Annotated in this window: 25 protein-coding genes; 11 read left to right on the forward strand and 14 right to left on the reverse strand. The window is 65.6% G+C overall.

Translation table 11 applies throughout. From position 1 onward, the window contains the following. Positions 1 to 139: 139 nt before the first annotated feature. Both AB7M16_RS05175 and AB7M16_RS05180 read left to right on the forward strand, forming a co-directional pair. The gene (locus AB7M16_RS05175; RefSeq protein ID WP_453943314.1) at positions 140 to 829 is read left to right on the forward strand and encodes a metalloregulator ArsR/SmtB family transcription factor; all 690 of its coding nucleotides are present in this window, start codon (positions 140 to 142) and stop codon (positions 827 to 829) included. 224 nt (positions 830 to 1,053) lie between these two features. Continuing rightward, positions 1,054 to 1,305, forward strand: a complete 252-nt coding sequence (locus tag AB7M16_RS05180; protein ID WP_453943315.1) for a GCG_CRPN prefix-to-repeats domain-containing protein — start codon at positions 1,054 to 1,056, stop codon at positions 1,303 to 1,305. A 154-nt stretch (positions 1,306 to 1,459) separates the two neighbouring features. Here AB7M16_RS05180 and AB7M16_RS05185 read toward each other — a convergent pair whose 3' ends face one another. Then, positions 1,460 to 1,747: a twin-arginine translocation (Tat) gene (locus AB7M16_RS05185; RefSeq protein WP_453943316.1), complete on the reverse strand. Its 288-nt coding sequence runs from the start codon at positions 1,745 to 1,747 to the stop codon at positions 1,460 to 1,462. Between the two features lie 113 nt (positions 1,748 to 1,860). Then, complete coding sequence (locus AB7M16_RS05190; RefSeq protein WP_453943317.1) at positions 1,861 to 2,175, reverse strand: hypothetical protein; 315 nt, start codon at positions 2,173 to 2,175, stop codon at positions 1,861 to 1,863. A gap of 131 nt (positions 2,176 to 2,306) precedes the next feature. Here AB7M16_RS05190 and AB7M16_RS05195 point away from each other — a divergent pair, with 131 nt between their 5' ends. Continuing rightward, positions 2,307 to 2,960, forward strand: coding sequence for a glutathione S-transferase family protein (locus AB7M16_RS05195; RefSeq protein ID WP_453943318.1), 654 nt, complete (start codon positions 2,307 to 2,309; stop codon positions 2,958 to 2,960). Between the two features lie 75 nt (positions 2,961 to 3,035). Then, on the forward strand, positions 3,036 to 3,188 hold the full coding sequence (locus tag AB7M16_RS05200; protein ID WP_192859612.1) for a hypothetical protein: 153 nt from the start codon (positions 3,036 to 3,038) through the stop codon (positions 3,186 to 3,188). Positions 3,189 to 3,403: 215 nt separating this feature from the next. On the opposite strand, the gene AB7M16_RS05205 is transcribed toward AB7M16_RS05200, so the two are convergent. The 3 genes from AB7M16_RS05205 to AB7M16_RS05215 form a co-directional block, all read right to left on the reverse strand. Continuing rightward, a complete protein-coding gene (locus AB7M16_RS05205; RefSeq protein WP_172789764.1) occupies positions 3,404 to 4,657 on the reverse strand; it encodes an IS110 family RNA-guided transposase in 1,254 nt (417 codons plus the stop codon). A 313-nt stretch (positions 4,658 to 4,970) separates the two neighbouring features. Continuing rightward, positions 4,971 to 5,318 (reverse strand): hypothetical protein, encoded by a 348-nt coding sequence (locus AB7M16_RS05210; protein WP_453943319.1) that lies wholly within the window; start codon positions 5,316 to 5,318, stop codon positions 4,971 to 4,973. Between the two features lie 102 nt (positions 5,319 to 5,420). After that, positions 5,421 to 6,953 carry an acyl-CoA carboxylase subunit beta gene (locus tag AB7M16_RS05215; RefSeq protein WP_172783220.1) on the reverse strand — a complete coding sequence of 511 codons (1,533 nt, stop codon included), beginning with the start codon at positions 6,951 to 6,953 and terminating at the stop codon, positions 5,421 to 5,423. 140 nt (positions 6,954 to 7,093) lie between these two features. Here AB7M16_RS05215 and AB7M16_RS05220 point away from each other — a divergent pair, with 140 nt between their 5' ends. Continuing rightward, entirely contained in the window at positions 7,094 to 7,498 is a 405-nt protein-coding gene (locus AB7M16_RS05220) for a DUF4260 domain-containing protein (protein WP_453943320.1), read from the forward strand. Positions 7,499 to 7,647: 149 nt separating this feature from the next. Beyond that, entirely contained in the window at positions 7,648 to 8,238 is a 591-nt protein-coding gene (locus tag AB7M16_RS05225; protein ID WP_453943321.1) for a hypothetical protein, read from the forward strand. Between the two features lie 921 nt (positions 8,239 to 9,159). Here AB7M16_RS05225 and blaOXA read toward each other — a convergent pair. The 4 genes from blaOXA to AB7M16_RS05245 form a co-directional block, all read right to left on the reverse strand. Next, entirely contained in the window at positions 9,160 to 9,978 is an 819-nt protein-coding gene (blaOXA, locus tag AB7M16_RS05230; protein WP_453943322.1) for a class D beta-lactamase, read from the reverse strand. A gap of 74 nt (positions 9,979 to 10,052) precedes the next feature. Next, positions 10,053 to 10,316, reverse strand: a complete 264-nt coding sequence (locus AB7M16_RS05235; protein ID WP_025036968.1) for an EscU/YscU/HrcU family type III secretion system export apparatus switch protein — start codon at positions 10,314 to 10,316, stop codon at positions 10,053 to 10,055. Next, positions 10,313 to 11,947: a flagellar hook-length control protein FliK gene (gene fliK / locus AB7M16_RS05240; RefSeq protein ID WP_453943323.1), complete on the reverse strand. Its 1,635-nt coding sequence runs from the start codon at positions 11,945 to 11,947 to the stop codon at positions 10,313 to 10,315. Before fliK ends, AB7M16_RS05235 begins: the two co-directional genes overlap by 4 nt. A gap of 55 nt (positions 11,948 to 12,002) precedes the next feature. After that, positions 12,003 to 12,797 (reverse strand): ATP12 family chaperone protein, encoded by a 795-nt coding sequence (locus AB7M16_RS05245; protein WP_453943324.1) that lies wholly within the window; start codon positions 12,795 to 12,797, stop codon positions 12,003 to 12,005. A 75-nt stretch (positions 12,798 to 12,872) separates the two neighbouring features. On the opposite strand from AB7M16_RS05245, the gene AB7M16_RS05250 reads away from it, so the two are divergent. Beyond that, on the forward strand, positions 12,873 to 13,319 hold the full coding sequence (locus tag AB7M16_RS05250) for a hypothetical protein (protein WP_212254957.1): 447 nt from the start codon (positions 12,873 to 12,875) through the stop codon (positions 13,317 to 13,319). 167 nt (positions 13,320 to 13,486) lie between these two features. On the opposite strand, the gene AB7M16_RS05255 is transcribed toward AB7M16_RS05250, so the two are convergent. The 3 genes from AB7M16_RS05255 to AB7M16_RS05265 are packed head-to-tail and all read right to left on the reverse strand — an operon-like array spanning position 13,487 to position 17,503. Continuing rightward, a complete protein-coding gene (locus AB7M16_RS05255) occupies positions 13,487 to 14,710 on the reverse strand; it encodes an RluA family pseudouridine synthase (protein ID WP_453943325.1) in 1,224 nt (407 codons plus the stop codon). Positions 14,711 to 14,762: 52 nt separating this feature from the next. Next, a complete protein-coding gene (locus AB7M16_RS05260) occupies positions 14,763 to 16,100 on the reverse strand; it encodes a replication-associated recombination protein A (protein WP_260379722.1) in 1,338 nt (445 codons plus the stop codon). Next, positions 16,097 to 17,503, reverse strand: coding sequence for a DegQ family serine endoprotease (locus AB7M16_RS05265; RefSeq protein WP_453943326.1), 1,407 nt, complete (start codon positions 17,501 to 17,503; stop codon positions 16,097 to 16,099). Before AB7M16_RS05265 ends, AB7M16_RS05260 begins: the two co-directional genes overlap by 4 nt. Positions 17,504 to 17,815: 312 nt before the next feature. Between AB7M16_RS05265 and AB7M16_RS05270 the strand changes: the two genes are divergently transcribed. Next, a complete protein-coding gene (locus AB7M16_RS05270) occupies positions 17,816 to 19,429 on the forward strand; it encodes an OprO/OprP family phosphate-selective porin (protein ID WP_212254955.1) in 1,614 nt (537 codons plus the stop codon). 172 nt (positions 19,430 to 19,601) lie between these two features. On the opposite strand, the gene AB7M16_RS05275 is transcribed toward AB7M16_RS05270, so the two are convergent. Further along, the gene (locus AB7M16_RS05275; RefSeq protein WP_057029641.1) at positions 19,602 to 19,976 is read right to left on the reverse strand and encodes a winged helix-turn-helix transcriptional regulator; all 375 of its coding nucleotides are present in this window, start codon (positions 19,974 to 19,976) and stop codon (positions 19,602 to 19,604) included. Between the two features lie 122 nt (positions 19,977 to 20,098). Between AB7M16_RS05275 and AB7M16_RS05280 the strand changes: the two genes are divergently transcribed. The 3 genes from AB7M16_RS05280 to AB7M16_RS05290 all read left to right on the forward strand — a co-directional run bounded on the left by AB7M16_RS05280 (position 20,099) and on the right by AB7M16_RS05290 (position 23,703). Then, positions 20,099 to 21,112 (forward strand): zinc-binding alcohol dehydrogenase family protein, encoded by a 1,014-nt coding sequence (locus AB7M16_RS05280; RefSeq protein WP_453943327.1) that lies wholly within the window; start codon positions 20,099 to 20,101, stop codon positions 21,110 to 21,112. Positions 21,113 to 21,209: 97 nt separating this feature from the next. Continuing rightward, a complete protein-coding gene (locus AB7M16_RS05285) occupies positions 21,210 to 22,703 on the forward strand; it encodes an amidase (protein ID WP_453947133.1) in 1,494 nt (497 codons plus the stop codon). A gap of 25 nt (positions 22,704 to 22,728) precedes the next feature. Beyond that, complete coding sequence (locus tag AB7M16_RS05290; protein WP_453943328.1) at positions 22,729 to 23,703, forward strand: Bug family tripartite tricarboxylate transporter substrate binding protein; 975 nt, start codon at positions 22,729 to 22,731, stop codon at positions 23,701 to 23,703. Positions 23,704 to 23,711: 8 nt separating this feature from the next. On the opposite strand, the gene AB7M16_RS05295 is transcribed toward AB7M16_RS05290, so the two are convergent. Continuing rightward, on the reverse strand, positions 23,712 to 24,008 hold the full coding sequence (locus tag AB7M16_RS05295) for a DUF1330 domain-containing protein (RefSeq protein ID WP_453943329.1): 297 nt from the start codon (positions 24,006 to 24,008) through the stop codon (positions 23,712 to 23,714). Positions 24,009 to 24,013 lie beyond the last annotated feature (5 nt).

Consider the following 24,013-nt stretch of genomic DNA (forward strand, 5'->3'; position numbering starts at 1 on the left):
ATTGCGAGCGCAGCGAAGCAATCCAGGAATCCCTCCGCGGGGACAGTCTGGATTGCTTCGTCGCTACGCTCCTCGCAATGACGACGTGTTGAAAGATTACCGGCTTGCCCGACGGCAATGCTTCGGTTACCATCGAAGCATGAAATCAGGACCCGACATCGCCATGGTCGCCTCGCTGGTCGGCGACCCCGCCCGCGCCAACATGCTCACGGCGCTGATGAACGGCCGCGCGCTCACGGCGAGCGAGCTGGCGCAGGAGGCCGGCATCACGCCGCAGACCGCGAGCTCGCATCTGTCGAAGCTCGAGGCCGGCGGCCTCATCGAGCCGGAGAAGCAGGGCCGCCATCGCTATTACCGCCTCACCGACGACGACGTCGCCGGCGTGCTCGAGGGGCTGGCTGGGCTTGCGGCGCGCACCGGCCATATGCGCGTGCGCACCGGGCCGAAGGACCCTGCGCTCCGGCGCGCGCGGATCTGCTACGACCATCTCGCCGGCGATCTCGGCGTGCAGATGCTGGACTCCTTGCGCGAGCGGCATCTGGTCAGGCAGAGGAAGCAGGAGATCGAGCTGACGGCCGAGGGCGAGCGCTTTCTCGCAAGGCACCTGCAGATCTCGCCCGACATGCTCAGCCACCCGCGCCGCCCGGTCTGCAAGGCCTGCCTCGACTGGAGCGAACGGCGTCACCACCTCGCCGGCACGTTGGGGGCTGCCATGATGCAGCGCTTTGCCGAGCTGAAATGGGCGGCGCGCGATCCCGCGCCCGGCAGCCGCGTCGTGAATTTCACCCGCACCGGCGAGAAGCAGTTCGCTGCGTTGTTCGGCAAGTGAGGCAGGCATCGGTCACCTTCGCGGCCGCTAGCGACAGCAGCGTGTCGTCCGAGACCCAATGCTGCCAACGTTCATGCCGCATTCAGGTCATGATTGGCAGGTTTGGATCGCGACGTCTCGGCACGTCCCAGATTTAACGTGTCGAATCGTGTCTCTTGATTCATTGTGCGCCCGCAAGCGCCATTCCCCTAAGCCTGGTCCTCAAGGACAAGAAGGAAGACCAAATGAAATACCTGTTTGCCGGCTTGATGCTCGCCAGTGCTGTCGTCGGTTTCAGCGAGGTGGCCAGCGCCGCCGGCGGTTGCGGCCCGGGCTGGTATCGCGGCCCCTACGGCGGCTGCCGTCCGATGCGCGGCGCCGTCGTGGTTCGCCCCGCCCCGGTGGTGGTCGCCCCGGCGCCGGTCGTCGTCGTGCCTCGTGCGCGCGTGTGCCCCTACGGCTTCCGCTGGTACGCCGGCCGCTGCCGCCCGTTCTGATCTCCTTCATGACGTGAAAATGGCCGCGCGGCGAAAGCCTGCGCGGCCATTTTTTGTTGCTGATGATTCATCCGCAGCGGAACCGGAGCGCTTCCCGAATTGAAACGGGGACCGCCAGCGGCGATCCCCGTTTCCTCCGCGAATGGTCGCGAGCTTACCAGTAATGGCGGCGGTGCCAGCGCCGGCGATGCCGGCGCCAATGACGGCGGTGCCAGCCCCAGTGGCGGCCACGCCCACGCCAGTGAACCTGCTCCGGCGTCAGCTTGGCGGCTTCCTCGCTGGTGGTGACGGCAGGATGAGCGTCGGGATTGCCTTGCGGCGTGCGGGCGGGATCAGCGAGCGGCTGCGGTGACAGCGGCGCGGCCTGCGCGGCAGTCGCGGCGAAGGCGGCGGCGCCCGCCGTCAATCCCAAAGCAAGTTTCAAAAAGTTCCGGCGCTCCATGGCAATTCCTCTAGGCTACCTGGCAAGTGATGCAGAGGAAGTGTCGCGGCCACGACATGAACCAAGGCTGAATCGCGTGTTCAGATTCGCTGCGAGCGGACATTCGGTGTGCCCTACCGGGAAAATTCCTGCGCCAGCACCAGCGTCTCGCGCGAGCGCTTCACCTCGGGCCAGTCGCGGTTGAAGTCGGCGACGAGCTTTCGCAGCGCATCACCTTTCAGCATCGCATTCAGCTTGGTCTCGTCTTCGAACTGATACATCGCCTGGTGCAGCGAGGGATCGTCGAAGCTCCAGAACCGCCACGCCTTAGCTACGCCGAAGTCCTTCACCGCGTCGGGCAAATGTTCCGTCTCGTACCATCGGTCGAAAGCAGCGCGCTTGCTGGCATCGGAGACGATGGCGCGAACGACGAAGAAGGCTGCCGGCATCTAATTTCCTCCCATTGTTTGCTGCGAGATTAACCGCTTTCCGCCGCCCGCGACAAAAAGAGTTGATGTTGGTGTCGGAATGGACGCCCTTCGCTCGTCCTTTGCGTCGAACCAGGACACGGAGACAGCAAATGGCCGACCTCATCCTGACCACCTTCAATTGGGTTCCCGAACCGCCGCGTGGGCTCGTGCGCGACTTGCGCGTGCGCTGGGCCCTCGAAGAGGCCGCCTTGCCCTATCGCGTCGCCAGCACCCCGTTCGACGATCGCGGGCCTGCGCACCTCGCGCACCAGCCGTTCGGCCAGGTGCCGTGGCTGACCGACGGCGACATCTCGATCTTCGAGACCGGCGCGATCCTGCTGCATCTCGGCGAGCGCAGCGACAAGCTGATGCCGACAGATCCGCGCGGCCGCACTGAAGCGACGAAATGGGTGTTCGCGGCGCTCAATTCGGTGGAGATGGCCAGCCTGCCCTGGACGATGTCAAAGTTCATGGGACATCCGACCGACACGGCGGCGTGGAAATTCGTCGACGACTTCCTCAAGCTCCGGCTGAGGCGTCTCGAGCCGGTGCTGGCCGGCCGCGACTGGCTGGCTGGCTCCTTCTCCGTCGCCGACATCCTGATGGCGGACGTGCTGCGCGTCGTCGATCGATTTGGAGGGCTGACGGACAATCCTGCCTGCCGCGCCTACGCCACGCGCGCCACGGCCCGGCCGGCGTTCACCAAGGCGCACGCCGACCAGATGGCGCATTTTGCCGCCGCGGATCGGGCGCGCGGGGCGTGATGCGCCTCACACAATCGATCCGGTGCCGGGCGTAGAGTCGCCACCACCGGAAGGACCCAATTCGAAAGGTGACGCATGGTCCGCATCGAATATCTCAAGCGACAGATCGCCCGCGCCGAGCGGCTGGCCAAGGCCATCCTCGACCGGCAGACCGCCGAGCGCCTCCAGGCCTACGCCGCCGAATGCCGCGCCGAATTGTCGGAGCTGACGCTCAAGACCGCCGCGTGAGGCGGACCGGGGAGATACGTAGGACCTCCTACCCTTGGTCAAGGGGAACGTCCTTATAGGGCAATATGGTAGCGCCGTGCTCGATGCAGTCCAGGACGCTGCGCGCCGGCTTTGCCGGTGCCTTCGGCATCCTGGACAGCATCTGCGGGCGGCGCTCTGGCGCTCGGCAGGTCGGGACGAAGGAATGGTCGCCCGGCCGAACAAAGGAATGGGGCTCACCCGTTCGCGGAGTTCTTTGTGCCGTTATGGTCCGCATCGTATGGGGTCTGTCGCTTGAGCGTCGTGCACAGGGCAAAAAGCAAGCGATCTCCCACGCTGCGCAGAGCCCGCGCGTGACCGTGTCCTTTTCTGCGCAAGGCATCATACCGTCGCCTGCTGGCAGCGTCGTGTTGGATGGCGACACGCGACCAGTGATGGACGGCGCTCTGTAGCCGCCTGTTGCAGGCGAGGCGGCGGATCACGAAGCGTTGTTTGCCGCTTTGCCGCGTCACCGGCGCAGCCCCTGCCAAGGCGCGCAGAGCATGGTAATCTCGTCTGCGCAGGGGCTCTGCGGCCTCGGCGAGCAGTGTGGCGAGATTGATCCTGCCGATTCCTGGCCAGGAGCGTAGGATCGTCACGTCGCACTGCTCCGAGCTCTGCCCCGACGGCTTCTCCTCTCCTTCGAACTCGGCACATAGCCGGTCCAGGTTCTGATGAGCCTCTTTGATCTGCCGATTGACCAGGTGCAGACGTGCCGCCAGGCTGCGGATGTGAGCGCAGGCTGCCTCCGTCGTGCCGGGGGCTACGAACAGCGGTGCCTCGCGCAAAGTCCCGAGCACCGTCGCCGCATTGAGACGGCGGATACGATAGTCCCTGAGAACACCTGCGATGGCCTTCTCGCTGGCCTTGACCGCACTGGCGGGGGTCGGCACCTTCTGCCAAAGCGCCAGGAACCATTCGTCGGCGACATCGTCGGTCAACTTGGTGGCCTGGGGATAATATCGCCACAACTGCTGACGCAAGCGGTTGGCAAGCCGCGTGCGTTCCTGCTGCAGTTCGTCCGCCAGGCGCGACCACTCCCGTAGCTCAATCATCGCCGCATCGTCTGCCACAAGCCGACGGAAAGCAGCACGGTCAGTGCGCAGCGAGGCGCCGAGCACATGAGCATCGCGGCGGTCGTCCTTGGCACCGGCCACCGTGAAGCGATCGCGGAAGCGATCCAGTTGCTTGGGATTGATGGCAAACACCGCAAACCCGTGCTCGAGCAGCATCTCCACCACCGGGCCGTGCGGCATCTCGATCGCCACGGCGATCTGTCCCGGTGCGGCCTTGGTCTTCTCCAGCAGCCAGTCACGCAACTCCGTCAGCCCGGCGCCGCCATGGTCGAACTCGTGCTGCGCAACCTGTCTTCCCGCGGCATCCAGCAGGCAAACGCTATGGCTCCGCGTTGCCCAGTCGATCCCGACGAACCAGCGTACATCTTCGATCATTGTTGAGACCTCCTTGCTCGCAAGGCGGGCCACCACGATCCTGATCAGTCCCTGTACCGGCGCTCTTGGCGCGACCTCCTACCGGATCTCGATCGCGGTCGCTCCGCCGGGGCGCGGTTCCTACGTCGGTGCTCGAGGCACAGGTGGACAAGGCTGCTCCCGGCGGATCGGCCCGGACGGCCAGTCTACATCCGAAGGCCGCCACGAACCCCACAAGGGTACAGGGCGGATTAGCGCTAGCGTAATCCGCCACTTCTCCATCCCGGTGACGCATACCTTGGTGGATTACGCTGTCGCTAATCCACCCTACCCGTCACACCAGCTTCAGCGGAGCATCGGCGACGACCCTCAGATCAATGCTGCCGATCAACGCTGAACGCCGCGCCTCCGCCGCACTGATGGCCTCGTCCGTCTGCCGCAACGTCGAGACGTTCGAGCCGAGCGAGACGATCCCGCCCAGCACCAGTGCGATCGATCCCAGCGCTGCGGTCTGACCGAAGCCGAACACACCGAGGATCGTCACCAGCAGCAGCGCCGCCCCGCCGCCGATCGCGATCTTGGACGCCAGGATGTACTTCCGGCATCGTTCGGCGATCTCGGCGAGCCGCTCGATCCGATCTTCGATGTCGGAGATTTCGTCGGTCGGGTCGTCTTCGGTCATTGGATTGAGGATACCGATTGTAGGGCGGATTAGGCGCAGCCGTAATCCGCGGGTTCGGATGAGTGGCGGGTTACGCTTCGCTAACCCGCCCTACGCCTCCCCTCACAACGGCAAATTGTCGTGCTTCTTCGCCGGCATTTCCGTCTTCTTGTCCTTCAGCATCGAAAGCGCCCGCGCGATCCGCTTGCGGGTCGAGTGCGGCATGATGACGTCGTCGATGTAGCCGCGCTCGGCAGCGATGAACGGCGACAGGAAGCGGTCTTCGTATTCCTTGGTGCGGGCTGCGATCTTGTCGGGGTCGCCGATGTCGCTGCGGAAGATGATCTCGACCGCGCCCTTGGCGCCCATCACCGCGATCTGCGCGGTCGGCCAGGCGTAGTTCATGTCGGCGCCGATCTCCTTGGAGGCCATGACGTCGAAGGCGCCGCCATAGGCCTTGCGGGTGATGATGGTGACCAGCGGCACGGTGCATTGCGAATAGGCGAACAGGAGCTTGGCGCCGTGCTTGATCAGGCCGCCATATTCCTGCGCGGTGCCGGGCAGGAAGCCCGGCACGTCGACGAAGGTGACGATCGGGATGTTGAAGGCGTCGCAGAAGCGGACGAAGCGCGCCGCCTTGCGCGAGGCGTCGCTGTCGAGCACGCCGGCCAGCACCATCGGCTGGTTGGCGACGAAGCCGACGGTGCGCCCCGCAATGCGGCCGAAGCCGGTGACGATGTTCTTGGCGAAGGCTTCCGCGATCTCGAAGAAGTCGCCCTCGTCCACGACCTTCAGGATCAGCTCCTTCATGTCATAGGGCTTGTTCGGATTGTCGGGGATCAGCGTGTCGAGCGACATGTCGACCCGCTCGATGTCATCGAAGCTCGGCCATTCCGGCACGCCGTCGGTGTTGTTGGAGGGCAGAAAGTCGATCAGGCGACGCATCTGCAACAGCGTCTCGACGTCGTTCTCGAAGGCGCCGTCGGCGATCGAGGATCGCGTCGCATGCACCGAGGCGCCGCCGAGCTCCTCGGCGGTGACGACCTCGTTGGTCACGGTCTTCACCACGTCGGGGCCCGTGACGAACATGTAGCTGGTGTTCTTCACCATGAAGATGAAGTCGGTCATCGCAGGTGAATAGACGTCGCCGCCGGCGCAGGGGCCCATGATGACGGAGATCTGCGGGATCACGCCCGAGGCGAGCACGTTGCGGCGGAACACGTAGGAATAGCCGGCGAGCGCGGCGACGCCTTCCTGGATGCGGGCGCCGCCGGCGTCATAGAGGCCGATGATGGGCGCCCTCGCCTTCATCGCCATGTCCTGCAACTTGGTGATCTTGAGCGCGTGGGTCTCGGACAGCGAGCCGCCGAACACCGTAAAGTCTTTGGCGAAGACAAAAGTCTTGCGGCCGTTGACGGTGCCCCATCCCGTGACGACGCCGTCGCCCGGCACCTTCGTCTTCTCCATGCCGAACTCGGTGGAGCGGTGCTCGACGAACATGTCGAACTCCTCGAACGACCCCTTGTCGAGCAACAGCTCGATGCGCTCGCGCGCCGTCAGCTTGCCGCGGGCGTGCTGCGCCTCGATGCGCTTCTCCCCGCCGCCGAGCTTTGCGCCGGCACGACGATCTTCAAGGGCGTCCAGGATGTGTTTCATTTGCTCCCGCCAGTTCTTAAGTGATGGGCGGGTTCTAACACGGCATTTTGCGACCCGGAAAGCCGCTTTCGCCGTCGCAGGGCTGGCTTGCCGTAGCGGGAAAGCGCAAGGAATTACAAAGTTTTGCCGAGGAGGCGAGCGTGACGGAAGGAAGGGGCGAGACGGGCGCCGCGACTGGCGGCGTCAACATCCTGCTGCGGCTGGAGGGCCTGACCCTGTTTGCAGCGATGGTGACGCTCTATGCGGCCTGGGATGGGTCGTGGCTGGTGTTTGCCCTGCTGTTCTTCGTGCCCGATCTGAGCTTCCTGGCCTACCTGTCCGACGCCAGGTTCGGCGCGATGGTCTACAACGCTGCCCACAGCTACATGGCCCCGGTGGCGTTGCTGACGCTGGGCTTCGGCCTCGCCTCGCCCCTCACCCTTTCCATCGCCTTGATCTGGCTTGCCCATATCGGCCTCGACCGGGCGCTCGGCTACGGCCTGAAATATTCCGCCGGGTTCGGCTTCACCCATTTGGGGCGGATCGGGCGGCAGAGGGACTTCTGATCTCAAATTTGGCAGCCCGGCAGGTTGACCGGGCCGACCGATTCAGGCTTGCTCCGGAACGATCAGGCGCCGAATGTTGCGTGAGCCCAGTCGGTACGGCGGCGGTTCTTTACGCCTTAGCTCGAGCATCACCAACTGGCATCACCGAGATGTCCGCGACGGTCGTCCCCCTGCCGCCGAACCCATCGTCCGAAACCATCGACTTCCTGCGCCGCATGGCCGGCATGGTGTCGGGGCGGAACGGCGAGATGCTGCTGCGTGCAGCCAGCATGATCGAGTCGCTGAGCCAGCGGGCGATGTCGGCCGAGCGGCTCTATCATCAGGTTCAGGAAGAGAGCACGCGCAACGCCGAGCTGCGCGAGTCCGCCGAACTCGCTTCCGACGCCATGGTCGGCCAGATCGCGGCGCTGCGGGCGCAGCTCGCGGAAGTCACCGCGGCTGCCGCCGCGGACCGCGCGGCATTCGATGCCGAACGCAACAAGCTTGTCGGCCTGATGCAGCATGCGGAAAGCCATATCGTCAAAATCACCGGCGAGCTCGACAGCCTGCGCGCCTCCGTCGACAGTTTCAACGAGACAGCGGTCTCGGTGCCGATCGAGGCGCTGCGGCTGGCGCGGACGCAGTTCGATTATCTCTCGAGCGGCTTTGCCCGGCGCGGCGATCCAATCTCGCAGGCCATGAGCGAGATCGGCGGCTTTGCCATTGACCAGGCGCTGGCGGCGAAGCCTGACCCTGCCTGAACTCCGCCCGGCGACCGAAGCAGGCGCTGCCGCGGCCTAAAGCGAAATGGCCGTCGGTTGAATCGATGGCCGCGGTTCCTTCACCTCTCCCGCTTGCGGGAGAGGTCGGCGCGAAGCGCCGGGTGAGGGTTCTTTCCTCTTGGAGATTGTCCCATTGCGGAAACACCCTCTCCCCAACCCTCTCCCGCAAGCGGGAGAGGGAGCGCACCTCAGTCGCAGCAATCGAGTTTCATCATGCTTTAGCCACGATAATCCCATGTCGATGCACTCTCTGAGAGGACCCGCAAGAGACTGCGGATCCGTGTCGGCATCTGTTTGCGGCTGACCTGGACGGCGTGGATCGGCGTATTCGGCACGCGCCAGCCGGAGTTGCTGATGGCTGCGTGGTGTTGCCATGACGTCATCATAGCAGTGACTTCGAAACCACTACAAGGCCGGGCGTCCGAAGCGATATCAGCTCGCAGCAAGAACTCACGACCGGAGAGAACAATGTTCGTCGATATCGATAATGGACCACTCGTGACCGCAGGCTCGAGCTTGCCCGGAGATCAACCCATCTTCATGCTCAATCTTCTACGCTATCGGGATGAGGCCTTGTACCGGGACAAGTCCGAGCTTCCGGCCTGCAGCGGGCGCGAAGCCTATTACACGCGCTATGTCCCCGCATTTCGCAAGGTCGCAATTCCGCTAGGGGTCACGCCGACTTGGCTTGGCTCTGTCGGAGCCCTGCTGGTAGCGGCGCAAGGCGAAGCCTGGCACGACGCCGCAATCGTCCGCTACCCCGACTTCGCGACCTTTCGAGCCATCGTCTTGAGCTCCGACTACCGACGTGAGGCCGAGCCCCACCGCTTGGCCGCGCTCGCCGATTGGCGTCTGATTGCGACGACCGAGGTTCAGGTGGCCGGCTTGACGACGGTCGCGCTAGATCGCGCCGATCTCGGAAAGGCAGGCTTGCGTCAGCGTCATGCGAGCCTCGATGTGGCGCGGCTCCTTGCAATCCATGTTGAGCGCGAAAACAGTGTGTGCCTCGCCCTTCTCGGCCCAGCCGACCATCCAGCCGAGCGACGGCTCGCCGCGCTCGGCGCCCAGGAGGCCGGACTTGGCGCGGATGACGCTGTTGCCGACCTTGGTCGCCGGCAGGATGTCGCAGACGAGGTCCTGGCTGCGCTTTGAGATCGGCAGCGCACGGCGGCGCAGCCGGTCGACGAAATCGACTTGCTCGACCGGATCGATGCGCAAGGCCCCGGTGAGCCAGAACTGGTCGATGCCGCCGCCGATGTCGCGATTGCCGTAGTCGAACGCGTCGACGTATTGCTGCATGCGCACCTCGCCGATGCGGCGCGCGATCTCCTGATAGACCGGCACCGCGCTCACGAGAATCGCGCTGCGCAGCGTGTGATCCTTGTTCCAGGCCTCGATCGGGCGCTTGACGCCGTCCCAGGGAAACACGTCCTTGTCGGGATCAGTGACGACACCGCTCTCGAGCGCAATCAGCGCGTTGGGAATCTTGAAGGTCGAGGCCGGCAGCTTGCCCTCGCCCGAGCGTTCCTTGTCGCTGTCGACGATCAGATAATCTTCGACCTTGTAGCCGACGAAGGTGCCTGACGTGCCGAGGTCGGTGAAGCGCTTTGCAAGAGTGTCGCTGATTTCATTGCGCGGTGGCGCGACATGGGCGCGCGCGCGTCGGGGCAGGATCGCGGTTGCGGCGAGGAGGCCGAGGGTGGAACGGCGGGTGAGCAAGGCAGTGTCCGTCGAATGATGAAAGTGGCCGCGACCATGCAGCCGAGACGTGGTGAAACGATGACAGGTGGTTTCTATCGCCCCCGGCCCGACAGCCGCAGCACGAACACCAGCACCTCGGCGACGGCCTTGTAGAGATCCGGCGGGATTTCGTCACCGAGCTCGACCTTCGACAGCGCGCCGGCCAGAACCTCGTTCTCCTCGATCGGAATGTCGTGGGCCTTGGCGATCTCGACGATCTTTTCGCCGATCGTGCCCTTGCCCTTGGCGACGACGACCGGCGCGCCGGAGCCCTTCTCGTAATGCAGCGCGATCGCGAGCTTGGACGGATCGCTCATGTGGCGCGATCCAGGAAGTGGCCGGCGCGGGCCGGCGCCGGTGGCGGCGGCGTGCCGTCGCGGACCACGATATCGCCGGGCTTGAGCTCGGCCTTCGTCAAGGCCTGGCTGAGCTCACCGATGCCGGCGCGGAGCTGCTGCGCCGTCGCCGGCCGCTCTGCCCACATCCGTACGAAGGTCTTGTCGCCGTTCAGCGTGATCAGCGCATGCACGGGTCCGGCCGGCTCGACATTGAGCGAGAAGCGCGCGCGCCAGGCGCGCTTGACGGGATCGGCGGACTCGTTGCCGCCATCGCGCGAGATCTCAAACTGCGCCATCGCGGTGCCTTGCGGAGTCGCGAACGGAATCTCGAAATTCCACTGCGGCACGGCCGGATCGGTGCGGTGGCCGCTGGCGTCGGTGCGATCGGGGAGCGAAGCAATCTGCAACAGCGTCTGCCGGGCGATCGCGGCATCGGTGTCATCGAGCAGACGATGCACGGTCGCAGTCAGTGGCGTGTCCGGCGCAAGCGACGGCGCGGCAATGGACTGCGGCGCCGGCAGCGCACTGCGGATTGGCGGAGGCGTCGGGTGTGCGGCAGCCTCGAAGACATGGGCATCCGGCACGGCCTTGCTGGAGCCCGGCACGTTGCCGGTCAGGCGCGGCAGGTTTTGCGTGAGCTCTTGCAGCAGGCTCGCGGCAAGGCCGGCGGACATGGTTCGCGGCACCGCGGCTTGCGGATTGTTGCCCGTCACCTCGGCCAGCACGGCGGCAGCGAGCGCACCGCGCGACAATTGCGCCGGTTGGGCGACGTCCGCATCCGGTGACGGCAACGCCGCTTGTGCCGTCTCGCCCGCCAGCCCAGCCGCGGAGGCTGCGGTCCGCGTCGTGGCCGCAGCACTCGCCGGCAGCGACACACCTTGCGGAGTTGCCTGCGGCACTCCCGTCTCGATCGCGCCGGAGGTCGACGCCAGCGTCTGGCGCAACACCAGCAGTGCGGCCTTCAAGTCCGGGATCACGCCGGAGGACGGCGTTGTGCCTGCGGCCAATGACGCCTCGAAAAACAGCCCGGACTTCTGGAAGGCAGATTCGATATCGCCGCCGTCGAGGGCCTGGTTGAGCGGCGTCTGTTGCGCAAGCACGTCGAGCACCGCCTGCTTCAGCCCTGCGGGCAGGTTGCTGCCTGTCACGACGGAGGCCAGGTTGGCGAACAGCGGCGCCTGGCTCCCCTGTTTGGTCGCGGCCTCGGCAGAGGCCGTCGCGACGGCGGCCTGCTCGGACGGCGTCAGGGTGTTCCGTGCCGTTGCCACTGACGGCGCCAGCGGCGGGCTGTCCACCAGCGCGGCCGCCCGCGGCGTCAGCGTAACCTGATCGCCCGCCGCCTCGCCTGCCCCGCTCATGACGGCGAGGCGAATGGTGCCGTTGTTCTGCGAGACCGCGAGCTGGAGGTTCTGCCCCGGCGTCAGCGCCACCTCCGACATCACGTCCATCGACAGGTTGGCGATCGCGATCCGCACCAGATTGTCGGCGAGCACGCTGACCACCCTGGCATCGACCACACTGCCGGCTTGAAGCACGAGATCCGGTGTCGCCGCATCAGCCGGGCGGCTGGCAGCGTTGACGGGAGCAATGGAAGTGACCGGCGTCGGCATCTCGGCAGCCTTAGGGAGCGCCGGCTACCGTAACCGCTGCCTCGTAAACCTCTCGTTAAGGACCTTGGACGGACGGCGACTTCACCGCCGCAAGAACCGTCACGGCGGCCTGGAAATCCTTCAGGCGGGCGGCGCGGCGGGCGGCCGCCTCCTCGTCCACGCCCCATTGCTCCGCGTTCCAGTCCTCGTCGACATGGGCGGCGGCCCAGACCTGGTCGGCATCGCGCACGCCCTGGTCCAGCGCCAGCGCCAGCAGCGCCGAGCCGGTCAGGGTGGTCACCATGTGGAGCGCGGCGACCGACCAGGGGTCGCCGGGCAGCGCGGCCCGTGCGGCCTTCAAAGCCTCGTCCGGCTGCTTCACGTGCATCACGCCCTCCGACAGGATGAAATGCGCCCCCAGCGTCTCCGCCGCCCAGAACAGCACGGGGTCCCAATGCGCAGCCTCGCGGGCGACCAGTCCCTCGGGATGGCCGGCACGATAGAACAGCAAGTCAGACTCGAAATATTTGGCGAGGTCGTCGCTGACGAGTTCGACGCGATCGACGACGCCCTCGACCACGCTGTTGGCGATCCGCGTCAACGGCATGGTCACGGGATCGATCGTCTCACCCTGGGCCGCCCATTCCGCGGCGACGCGATCTGCGAGCGCGCGCGTCGGGATCACCACCTGGCGACCCGACGGCGTGCGGATCGGCTTGCCGTCGAGAGTGATGGCGAAGCCGCCCTCGGCATCGGCGACGCCGGCCTCCTTGTAGAAGCGCTTGCGCAGCGGCGTGCGCGTGGAGGCGCGCGCCGAGTCCCGGGGATCCGGCGGGGGCTGGCTTGCTGCTTCTTCGAACAATTCGCGCATGTCGGTTTTCGGTTCCGGTCGCTGGATGCTAGGCTTCTAAGATAAGACCGGCGGCCGATAAAGCGAGCGGCGGGCATGAGGGAAGTTGCGGGCATTGGGGCCCTGTTGGCAGGATTTTGGCTGGCCGCGGCGGAGGCCGGCTTCCGCACCCCGGAATCGCTGGTCCGCAACGTCTATGCCCATTACGGCGAAGGGGCGCCGGAGCTGTCAAAAGGCTTGCCGCGGGATGCCGTGACCGCCCGCCAATTCTTCGATCCGCCACTGCGCAAGGCCTGGAGCGCGCCGAGAGTCGAGCCCTATGATTTCCTGGTGCAGAGCCAGAGCTGGAAGATCGGCCCTGTTACGATCGCGGTCGTCCGCAGGCAATACGACAAGACATATGTCGCCGCGAATTTCGACAATCGCGGTCGCCGGGTGGCGCTGAACTTTGTCGTGGTCAACGGGCCCGAGGGCTGGCTGATCACAGATGTCGAGAGTCCGCATGACTCCTTGCGGATGTTTCTGGAGCAGTTCCGGAATTGAGGGTGGCCAACCATTGCTGTCTCCGCACCGTCATTGCGAGCGTAGCGAGGCAATCCAGAATCTCTCCGCGGAGGCAGTCTGGATTGCTTCGTCGCACCAGCGCAAAATTGCTACGCAATTTTGTCGCGGGCTCCTCGCAATGACGGGACTAACAGCGGAGCTCAGCCCTACTCCTCTGGCGCGTTCTCGATCGGATCAAATCTGGTTGCGTCGAGCCCGAGCAGGTTCCACGACTGCTGCATGTGCGGTGGCAATGGCGCGGTGGCGTCGATCACGCCGCCGCGCGGATGCGGGATGACGATGCGGCGTGCGAGCAGATGCAGCCGGTTCTGCAGGCCGCCCGGCAGCTGCCAGTTCTCGATGTTGAAATATTTGGGATCGCCGACGATGGGATGGCCGATATGGGCCATGTGGGCGCGCAGCTGGTGGGTGCGGCCCGTCACCGGCTTCAGCGACACCCAGGTCAGCTTGTTGCCGGCGGTCTCGACCACGGCGTAGTACGTCACCGCGTGGCTCGCGCCCTCATCGCCATGCTGGGCGATGCGCATGATGGTGTCGTCCTCGCCCTCCTCCTTTGCGAGGAAGGTCGAGATGCGGCCCTGCTTCGGCTTCGGCAGGCCCGGCACCAGGGCCCAATAGACCTTTCGCGCCGAGCGCGAGCGGAACGCGCCGGTCAGATGCGAGGCGGCAAAGCGTGTCTTGGCGATCAGGAGACAGCCCGACGTCTCGCGATCGATACGGTGGACGAGACGCGGCTTCTGGCCCTTGGCGTCGCGCATCACCTCCAGCATCTGGTCGATGTGCCGCGTCATGCCCGATCCGCCCTGTACGGCAAGGCCGGCGGGCTTGTTCAGGACGAGGACGTCGTCGTCCTCCCAGATCGTCATCTCCTTCAGCGCCTTGAGCGTCTTCTGCGCGGCTTCCGAAAGCTCGCCGATCGCCTTCGGCGCGTCGAGCTTCAGCGGCGGAATGCGAACGCTCTGGCCCTCCTCCAGCCGGTCCTTGCTGTCGACGCGCTTGCCGTCGACGCGCAGCTCGCCTTTGCGCACGACGCGCTGGATGTGGGAGAACGACAGGCCCGGAAAGCGCGCTTCCAGGAAGCGGTCAACGCGCATGTTGTTCTCGTCGGCCGTGACCGTAACGGTCTGCACCTTGGTCGGCAGCAGCGCCTCGACGGACTTTTCAGGCGCAGGCCTCTCCTGGACCGCTTTCGGCGGACGCCGCTCGGCGCGCTCGCCCACAAAGCGCGGCTTTGCACCCGGCTTGCCGCCGGGCTTGCCACCCGGACGCGGCCCGGCCTTCTTCGCGCTACGCGCCTGATGCGGGCGCGAATCGTCACGCTCGTCACGCGAACGCGGCTTAGGGTTCATTCTCTTGATGCGGCGGCTCATGATTGCCTGCGTACCCTAAAAGCCGCCTGCCGTCACGACGAAATGGCCGCTTCTAGGGCGAGCCGCCCCGCTCCTTCCTTAGCTTGGCCCAATAATCCAGCCGCTTCCTGATCTCGCGCTCGAAGCCGCGCTCGGGCGGGTCGTAGAAGGTCTGGCGACCCAAGGCTTCCGGGAAATAGTCCTGGCCGGAGAAGGCGTCCGGCGCGTCGTGGTCGTATTCGTATCCGGAGCCGTACCCTTCCGACTTCATCAGCTTGGTCGGGGAATTGAGGATGTGCTTTGGCGGCAGCAGCGAGCCGGCCTGCTTGGCGACCTGCATCGCGGTGCCGAAGGCGGTGTAGACCGCGTTCGATTTCGGCGCGGTGGCGAGATAGACCACGGCCTGCGCGATGGCGAGCTCGCCCTCGGGATGGCCGAGGAAATCGAAGGCGTCTTTCGCCGCATTGGCGATGACGAGCGCCTGCGGATCGGCAAGGCCGATATCCTCCACCGCCATGCGCACGACGCGGCGAGCCAGGAACAGCGGGTCCTCGCCGGCGTCCAGCATGCGCGCGAGGTAATACAGCGCCGCATCGGGATCCGAGCCGCGCACCGATTTATGCAGCGCCGAGATCAGATTGTAATGGCCGTCGGCCGATTTGTCGTAGATCGGCGCGCGGCGCTGCAGGATCTCCTGCAGCTGCACGGCATTGAAGATCTCGTCCGCACGCGCCGAACGCCAGACCTCTTCGGCGAGCGTCAACGACGCACGGCCATCGCCGTCGGCCATGCGGACCAGCACCGCGCGCGCCTCCGCATCGAGCGGCAGCTTCCTGCCCTCGACGGCTTCAGCATGCGCGAACAGCTTTTCGATCGCGGCCGCATCGAGCGAGCGGAATACCAGCACGCGCGCCCGCGAGAGCAACGCCGCGTTGAGCTCGAACGACGGGTTCTCGGTGGTGGCGCCGACCATGACGACCGTGCCGTCTTCCATCACGGGCAGAAAGGAGTCCTGCTGGGCGCGGTTGAAGCGGTGGACCTCATCGACGAACAGCAGCGTGCCCTTGCCCATCTCGCGGCGGGCGCGCGCGGCGTCGAATGCCTTCTTCAGATCGGCGACGCCGGAGAACACCGCCGAGATCTGCTCGAAATGCAGATCGGTCGCGTCAGCCAAGAGCCGCGCCACCGTGGTCTTGCCGGTGCCGGGCGGGCCCCAGAACACCAGCGAGCCCAGCGTGCGCGTCTCCAGCATGCGCGTCAGCGCACCGTCCGGACCGAGGATGTGATCCTGGCCGACGACCTCCGAGAGCGTGCGCGGGCGCAGCCGGTCCGGCAGCGGATGCGGAGCATCGTGATCGAGCCCTGCCGCGGCAAAGAGAGTCGGCGTCTCCTGTGGTCGCTTCGGACTCATCCGCCCAGCGTGACGTTGATCTGCTGGCCGCCGCGCACCAGCGTAATGCGCCAGATCCGCGGCCGCTCGCCCGCGGCCTTCTCGAGGTCGCCGGTCTTGCTGATCTTCTGGTTGTTCACGGCGAGGATGATGTCGCCTTTCTGGAAGCCGACACTCGCAGCCGCGGTATCGCCGCCGATATCGGTGATCACGACACCTTCGGTGTCGGCATCCAGACGCAGCTCATCGGCCACGGCCGGCGTGATGGTCGAAACCTTGGCGCCCTGGAACGGCGAGCGCGCGGTGACGACGAGCTCGTTGCGCCCGGTGTCGGGTGCCGTCTCCAGCGCCACCGTCAGCTTCACCGACTTGCCGCCGCGCTGCACGTCGAGCTGCGCGGTGCCGCCGAGCGGACGGGTTGCGAAGCGATAGTCGAAAGCGTTGGGATCATCCACGGTCTGGCCGTCGATCCCGGTGATGAGGTCGGAGGATTTCAGGCCGGCTTTCGCCGCCGGACCGTTCGACACCACGTTCGCGACCAGCGCACCGGTCGGCGAGCGCAGGCCGAGGCTTTCGGCGATCTCCGGCGTGACCGCCTGCAATTTCGCACCGAGCCAGGGACGCTTCACCGCCTTGCCGCCGCTCTTGGCGGAGGCGACGACGACGCGCACCATGTTGGCGGGAATCGCAAAGCCGATTCCTTGCGAGCCGCCGGAGCGCGAATAGATCGCGGTGTTGATGCCGGCGAGCTTGCCGGCCATGTCGACCAGCGCGCCGCCGGAATTGCCGGGATTGATCGCCGCATCGGTCTGAATGAAGAACTGATAGTCGGTGATGCCGACTTGCGTGCGCGCCAGCGCCGAGATGATGCCGCGGGTCACGGTCTGGCCGACGCCGAAGGGATTGCCGATCGCGAGCACGACGTCGCCGACCAGGAGTTCATCGGAATTGGTGAAGTCGAGCGTTGGGAACTTCTCCCTGCTGTCCTTCAGGCGCAGCACGGCGAGATCGGTCCGGGAATCCTTGAGCAGGATCTCGGCCTCGAACTCGCGCTTGTCCGACAGCGACACCTTCACCTGGTCGGCGCCCTCGATGACGTGAACGTTGGTGACGACGAGACCGGAGGCATCGACGATGACGCCGGAGCCGAGCGAGCGCTGCATCTGCTCGGGCTGCTGGCCCGGCACGCCGAAGAAGCGGCGGAAGATCGGATCATCCAGCAGCGGGTTGCGGTTCTGCACGACCTTTGCGGCATAGACGTTGACGACCGCCGGCTGCACCCGCTGCACGATCGGCGCATAGGACATCCGCAGCTCGGCCGGCGACGACGGGACCCGACGGTCCTGCGCAACAGCCGGATTGAAGGTGGCCGAAAGGGCTACGCACAGCGCCGTGACGGCGGCAGTCCAGGTCGCTCGAAACATTCCTACCTCTTGGAAAAGACGCCGGAATATAGGCGCGTTCGCCCCCCAATAGAAGGGCGCCGGAGGGCAATATTCGCCCCCTTCTCCGGCGTGTCCGGCATGCAAGGGTGCCGTGCGAATCTGCAATTTACCCGGGCGGCGGATTGGCATGATGTGCATCATCTTGCATGGTGGTGTGAGGCGGATTCGGTTGCGGCGAATTTGCATCAGTGGGAACCCACGCAACCGTTCGCAGCGTCGCGGGGCAGTCATCGATCACACCTAGGCTCTCCGTTCGCGACTTGGGGAAACAGTCAAATGATGGAGCGTAACGTGAGCAGAACAAGAATTGCGGCCACCGCGATTGGTCTCGCCGGCGCGCTGGCGGCATCGCAGGCCCAAGCCCAATCGGCAAGCAGCAGCGAGCAGGAGATCGCGCTGTTGAAGCAGCAGCTGAAAATGCTCGAGCAGAAGCTAGACAAGCTGCAGAGCCAGACCGCGGCGAACACGGCAGCCGCGGCAAAGGCAAAAGCCGAAACCAAGGCAGAGGCCAAAGCGGAGGCGCGCGCGGAGGCAAAGGCCGCGGTGGCCAATGCCAACGCGGCAATCCCGGTCAAGGGGCCGGCGCCGGCATCCGGCGTCGTCGTGACGATGCCAAACAACCGGCCGACGATCTGCACCGCCGACCAGGCCAACTGCGTCGCCATCACCAGCCGCGTGCATTGGGACGTCGGCGGCTATGACTACCGCCCCAACACCGCAGCCACCGTGCCGCAAAAGCTCGACAGCGGCCAGAATGTCCGCCGCGCGCGCATCGGCGTCACCGGCAAGTTCTTCAACGACTGGAATTTTGCGCTGGTCTACGATTTCGGCGGCTCGTCCGACGGATTTGGCGGCACAGCTCCGGGATCGCTGCCGGGCGGCGGCGTCTCCGGCGTCGAGAACGCGTATCTCAGCTACACCGGCCTGAAGCCGTTCGGCGGCAAGATGGCGATCGAGGCCGGCATCATGGACTTGCCCTACACCATGGACGAGGCGACGAGCTCGAACGACATCATGTTCATGGAGCGCGCCTCGCCCGGCGTGATCGCGACCAACATCGCCGCCGGTGACTTCCGTTCCGCAGCCGGTGCGCGCTGGTTCAACGACCAGCTGTGGATCGGCGGCTATGTCACGGGGCCCTCGACCGGCGCGATCCATTCCGCCTCGAGCGCGGCGCCGGCGGGCACCAGCGAGCAATATGGCGCCGTGGCACGCGTGGCCGGCAATCCCATCAGCGGCAAGGATTATTCGGTGCATATCGGCGCCGATGCGCAATGGCTGATCCAGCCGCCGCGCAATCTCATCGCCAACACGCAGACGGTCACGCTGAGCGATCGTCCGGAATTGCGTCTCGACCCGACCACGCTGATCTCGACCGGCGCCATCGCCAATGCCTCGGGCGCGCAGGTCTACAGCGTCGAGGCGGCGGCGACCTACGGCCCGTTCATCGTCCAGGGCGAGTATTTCTGGTACAATGTCGATCGCACCGCCAACACCGGTGTGCCGCTGGTCGGCGCACCGAGCCTGAAATTCCAGGGCGGCTACGCGCAGGCCGGCTATGTGCTGACCGGCGAAGGCCGCTCCTACAATGCGGCGAACGCGGCCTATAGCGGCGTCAAGCCGGCGCATCCGTTCTCGCTCGACGGCGGCGGCTGGGGCGCGTGGGAGATCGCCGGACGCTTCTCGACGATCGACCTCAACGATCAGCTCGCCACGGCGAGCGGCGTCGCAGGTGGCCGACAGACGGTCTATACGCTCGCGCTCAACTGGTACGTCAACGGCAACGTGCGCTTCATGCTCGACTATCTGCACGGCACGGTGTCGCGGCAGGCCTCGCCGATATCGACCGCAGACGTCGGCTCGAAGTTCGACGCGGTCGCGATGCGCACGCAGTTCGCGTTCTGACTTTACACCTCTCCCGCAGGGAGAAGTCGCGAAGGCGCGGTGTGAGGGGTTACGCTCTATCGAGGATGCCGCGCCCCCTCACCCGAATTGCTCTGGACGATGCTGCGCATCGCCAGGCGTAATTCGACCTCTCCCCGTCGGGGAGAGGTAACGGCACCATCCCTCACCTTCATCACGCTGCGCGCTTCTTCTTCACGACCACGGGTGGCGGCGCGCAGGACAGCCGCTCCTGGTGGCTCTCGCCCCAGGCCTTCAGGATATCGATCACGGGCCTCAGGCTCTCACCCAGCTCGGACAAGCAATACTCCACGCGCGGCGGCACCTCGGCATAGACCTTGCGGATGACGAGCTTGTCTTCCTCCAGCGCGCGCAGCTGCTTCGTCAGCATGCGCTGGGTGATGCCGGGCATCCGGCGGCGCAATTCGCCAAAGCGCTGGGTGCCGCTCTGCAGGTGGTAGAGGATCACGCCCTTCCACTTGCCGTCGATCAGGTCCAGCGTCGCCTCGACCGAGCAGCCGGGACGACGGGCGAAATTGCGGCGTTTCATGCGGGTTTTCCCAATAGTATCCAAACAGGGACTATATCCCCGAATTTACAGTACTTGCCAAATCGGAGCCAGAGCGACAGTTAGGGCGGCAGGCGAATAAAACCATCTGATGGAGACACGCCATGAAGGCCGTCGGCTACAAAAAATCGCTCCCGATCGAGGACGCGGATTCACTGTTCGATTTCGAGACCGCAAAACCCGACCCCAAAGGGCGCGACATCCGCGTCGCGGTAAAAGCGATCTCGGCCAACCCGGTCGACTACAAGGTGCGCAAGCGCGCAGCGCCCCCCGAGGGCGAGACCAAGATCCTGGGCTATGACGCGGCCGGCGTGGTCGATGCGGTCGGGCCCGAGGTCACGCTGTTCAAGCCGGGCGACGAAGTGTTCTACGCCGGCTCGATCCTGCGCCAGGGCACCAATGCCGAATTCCACCTGGCCGACGAGCGCATCGTCGGCAACAAGCCGACGAGCCTGTCGTTCGCGCAGGCCGCCGCCCTTCCCCTCACCTCCATCACCGCCTGGGAATTGCTGTTCGACCGGCTCGGCGCGGTGCCGGGCAAGAGCGTCGATCCGCGCACGCTGTTGATCACGGGCGGCGCCGGCGGCGTCGGCTCGATCCTGATCCAGCTCGCGCGCCGCCTCACCGGCCTGACGGTGCTCGCCACCGCCACGCGGCCGGAATCGCAAAAATGGTGCCTCGATCTCGGCGCGCATGCGGTGATCGACCATGGCAAGCCGATGAAGGAGCAGATCGAGAAGTTGAAGCTGCCGCCGGTCGCGCTGGTGGCCAGCCTCACCTACACCGACCAGCACTACAAGGCGATCGCGGAATTCATGGCCCCGCAGGGCAAGTTCGGCCTGATTGACGATCCCCCTGAGTTCACGGTTGCCGCATTCAAGGGCAAGGCGATCTCGGTGCACTGGGAATCCATGTTCACGCGCTCCTCGTTCCAGACGCCTGACATGATCGCGCAGCATCATCTGCTCAATGATGTGGCCGACCTCATCGACAAGGGCGTGTTGCGCACCACGCTCGACCAAACTTTCGGCACGATCAACGCCGCCAACCTCAAGCGCGCGCACGCGCTGCTGGAGAGCGGCAAGTCGCGCGGCAAGATCGTGCTGGAGGGATGGTAGGCTTGGCACTCCGCGTCAATTGAGGCATCATGCGTCTGCGGTCCCGGAAAAGAGGGCCGACCCCCGCCCGCCGGGACCAGCAACAAGCAGATTGATGATGACCGAACCATGCGACCTGTCGGCGGTCGCGGCACGCGCGCTGATTGGCCAACGCAAGCTCTCCCCCGTCGAGCTGACGGATAGCTGCATCCGCCGCATCGAAGCGGTCGATCCGGCGGTCAACGCCGTCGTTGCGCGCTCGTTCGAAACCGCGCGCAAGACGGCGCGCGAGCGCGAGGCCGCCGTGATGCGCGGTGAGACCCTCGGCGCCGTGCATGGGCTGCCGCTCGGTGTCAAAGACCTGATCGATGCGGAAGGATTGCCGACCAGCTTCGGCAGCGTGCTGTTCGCGGACAATGTCGCCAGGCAGGACGAGGCCATCGTCGCGATGCTCAAGCGCGAGGGCGCGATCGTCATCGGCAAGACCAACGTGCCGGAATGGGGCGCCGGCGGCAACACGCGCAACGCCGTGTATGGCGCGACCGGCAATCCCTTCGATCCCAATCGATCGGCCGCCGGTTCGTCGGGAGGATCGGCCGTCGCGCTCGCCACTGGGATGGTGCCGCTCGCGACCGGATCCGATACCGGTGGCTCCGTGCGGAATCCGGCATCCTTTTGCGGCGTGGTCGGCTTCCGGCCCTCGCCCGGACTGATCGCCAGCAACAGCCGCAACATGGCCTGGCTGCAGATCTCGCAGCTCGGGCCGATGGCGAGAACCGTGCCCGACGCTTGCCTCATGCTGTCCTGCATGCTGGATCGTGACGCCCGCGATCCGTTATCGGCGATCCTTCATGCGGGCGGTTCGCCCTCGGCGGCGCTCTATCGCAATCCGCCGCGCGTCGATCTCTCCGCGCTCCGCATTGCTGCAACCAGCGATTTCGGCTTTGCGCCGACCGAGGGGGTGGTCGCCCGCGCCTTCGGACAGAAGCTCAATTCGTTCGAAACTGTATTTCGCGGAGTCGAATGGGCTCATCCTGATTGCACCGGCGCGGACGAGGTATTCAGCATCCTGCGCGCCGTCGCATTCCTCGGCCGCCATCGCGAGCTCGTGGAGAAGTTTCCGGACAAGATCGGGCCCAACGTTCGCGACAACGTCGCGGAGGGGCTCGGCTATTCCGCCGCCGACGTGGCGCGTGCGCTCTCGATGCAGACCGACCTGTACCGGCGCTGGCAAACCTTCTTCGCGGATCACGATTTCATTCTCGCGCCTGCGGTCACCATCAGCCCACGGCCGTGGTCGGAGCTCTATCCAGCCGAGATCGACGGCCGGCCGACCAAGAGCTATTTCCACTGGCTCGCGCTCGCCTATGCCGTCACCAATGTCGGCCATCCCACCGTCGCAATCCCGGCCGGACGCGACGACGCCGGCCTGCCGTTCGGCATCCAGGTGATCGGCCCGCGCGGCGGCGATCTCGCCACGCTCGCGGTCGCGCGCGAAATCGAAGCGGTGCTCGCTGCCAATCCGGATACCGCCCGCCCTGTTCCCGACGTTGCGTGGCTTGCCAGGCAGCCGCCGATTGCGGACAAGCCGGGATTTCTCGCCTTCGATTGAAACGTCAACCGCGGAAAACGACACGATGAAAACAACGTTCCTGACGCTAGTGCTCGCCGCGATCGGCTCGATCAGCGTCAACTCGCTCGCAACCGCGCAATCGTATCCCGAGAAATCACTGCAATTGATCGTCCCGTTCCCGCCGGGCGGAGCCTCCGACGTGGTGGCCCGCATCATCGGCGGCGAGCTCGAAGCCCGGCTCGGCAAGCCCGTCATCATCATGAACCGTCCCGGCGGGGGCACCACGATCGCGGCCAAGGAGGTGGCGCGCGCGGCGCCCGACGGATACACCCTGTTCTTCAGCTCGAACTCGAGCTTCACCTTGCCGGCCGCCGTGAAGGAGAGCGTTCCTTACGATGCGGCCAAGGATTTCGAGCCGCTCGGCCGGGTCGGCAAGATCACCCTGGCGCTGGTCACCTACAAGGACAATCCGGTCAAGGATCTGCCTGCGCTGGTCGCGGAGGCAAAGGCCAATCCGGACAAGCTGTCGCTGGCCTCCTTCGGCGTCGCGACGGTGTCGCATTTCGCCGGCGAGTTGTTCAAGTCGAACGCCGGAATCAAGATGGTCCACCTGCCCTACAAGGGCAGCGCGCCGGCGATGAACGATCTCATCGGCAAGCACATCCAGTACCATGTCGACACCGTGATCGCCGTGAAGCCGCAGATCGAGGCCGGCACCGTCAAGGTGATGGCCGTATTCTCCGGCCAGCGCACACCATTCCAGCCCGACACACCGACATTGGCAGAGCTCGGCTATCCCGCCATCGACTTTTCGTCATGGGGCGCGGTGGTCGCGCCCAAGGGGCTGCCGCCGCCGGTTCGCGACAAGCTCACGGCGACGCTGGAGGAGATCATCAACAGCCCTTCCGTTGTGGAGCGCTTCGTCAAGGTCGGCTTCGAGCCCGGCTTCGCACGCTTTGACGACTGGGCCGGAGCGGTGACCAAAGAGACGGCCGAGATGAAGGACATCGCGCAGAAGGCCGGCATCAAGGACGAGTAGCCGGACGCCTACGGCGTCGATACGCCTTCGACAAGCAGCAGTCTGCGCTGAAGCGCGCTCGCGCGCAGCTTCAGGGCCTCGGCATACTCGGAAGAGGCGTACCACTCCTTCAGCCGTGCCATCGTCGGGAACTCGACGATGACGATGGCCTTCGGTGATGGACCGCCCTCAAGCAGCTCGGCCTGGCCGCCGCGGACGAGATAACGCCCGCCGTACCGCGCGATCGTCTCGGCAGCCAAGGCGCGATAGGCCTCGAATGCAGCGGGATCGCGCACCTCGATCTCGGAGATCACATAGGCCGTCATGCGCA

This window comes from Bradyrhizobium sp. USDA 372, assembly GCF_053629095.1.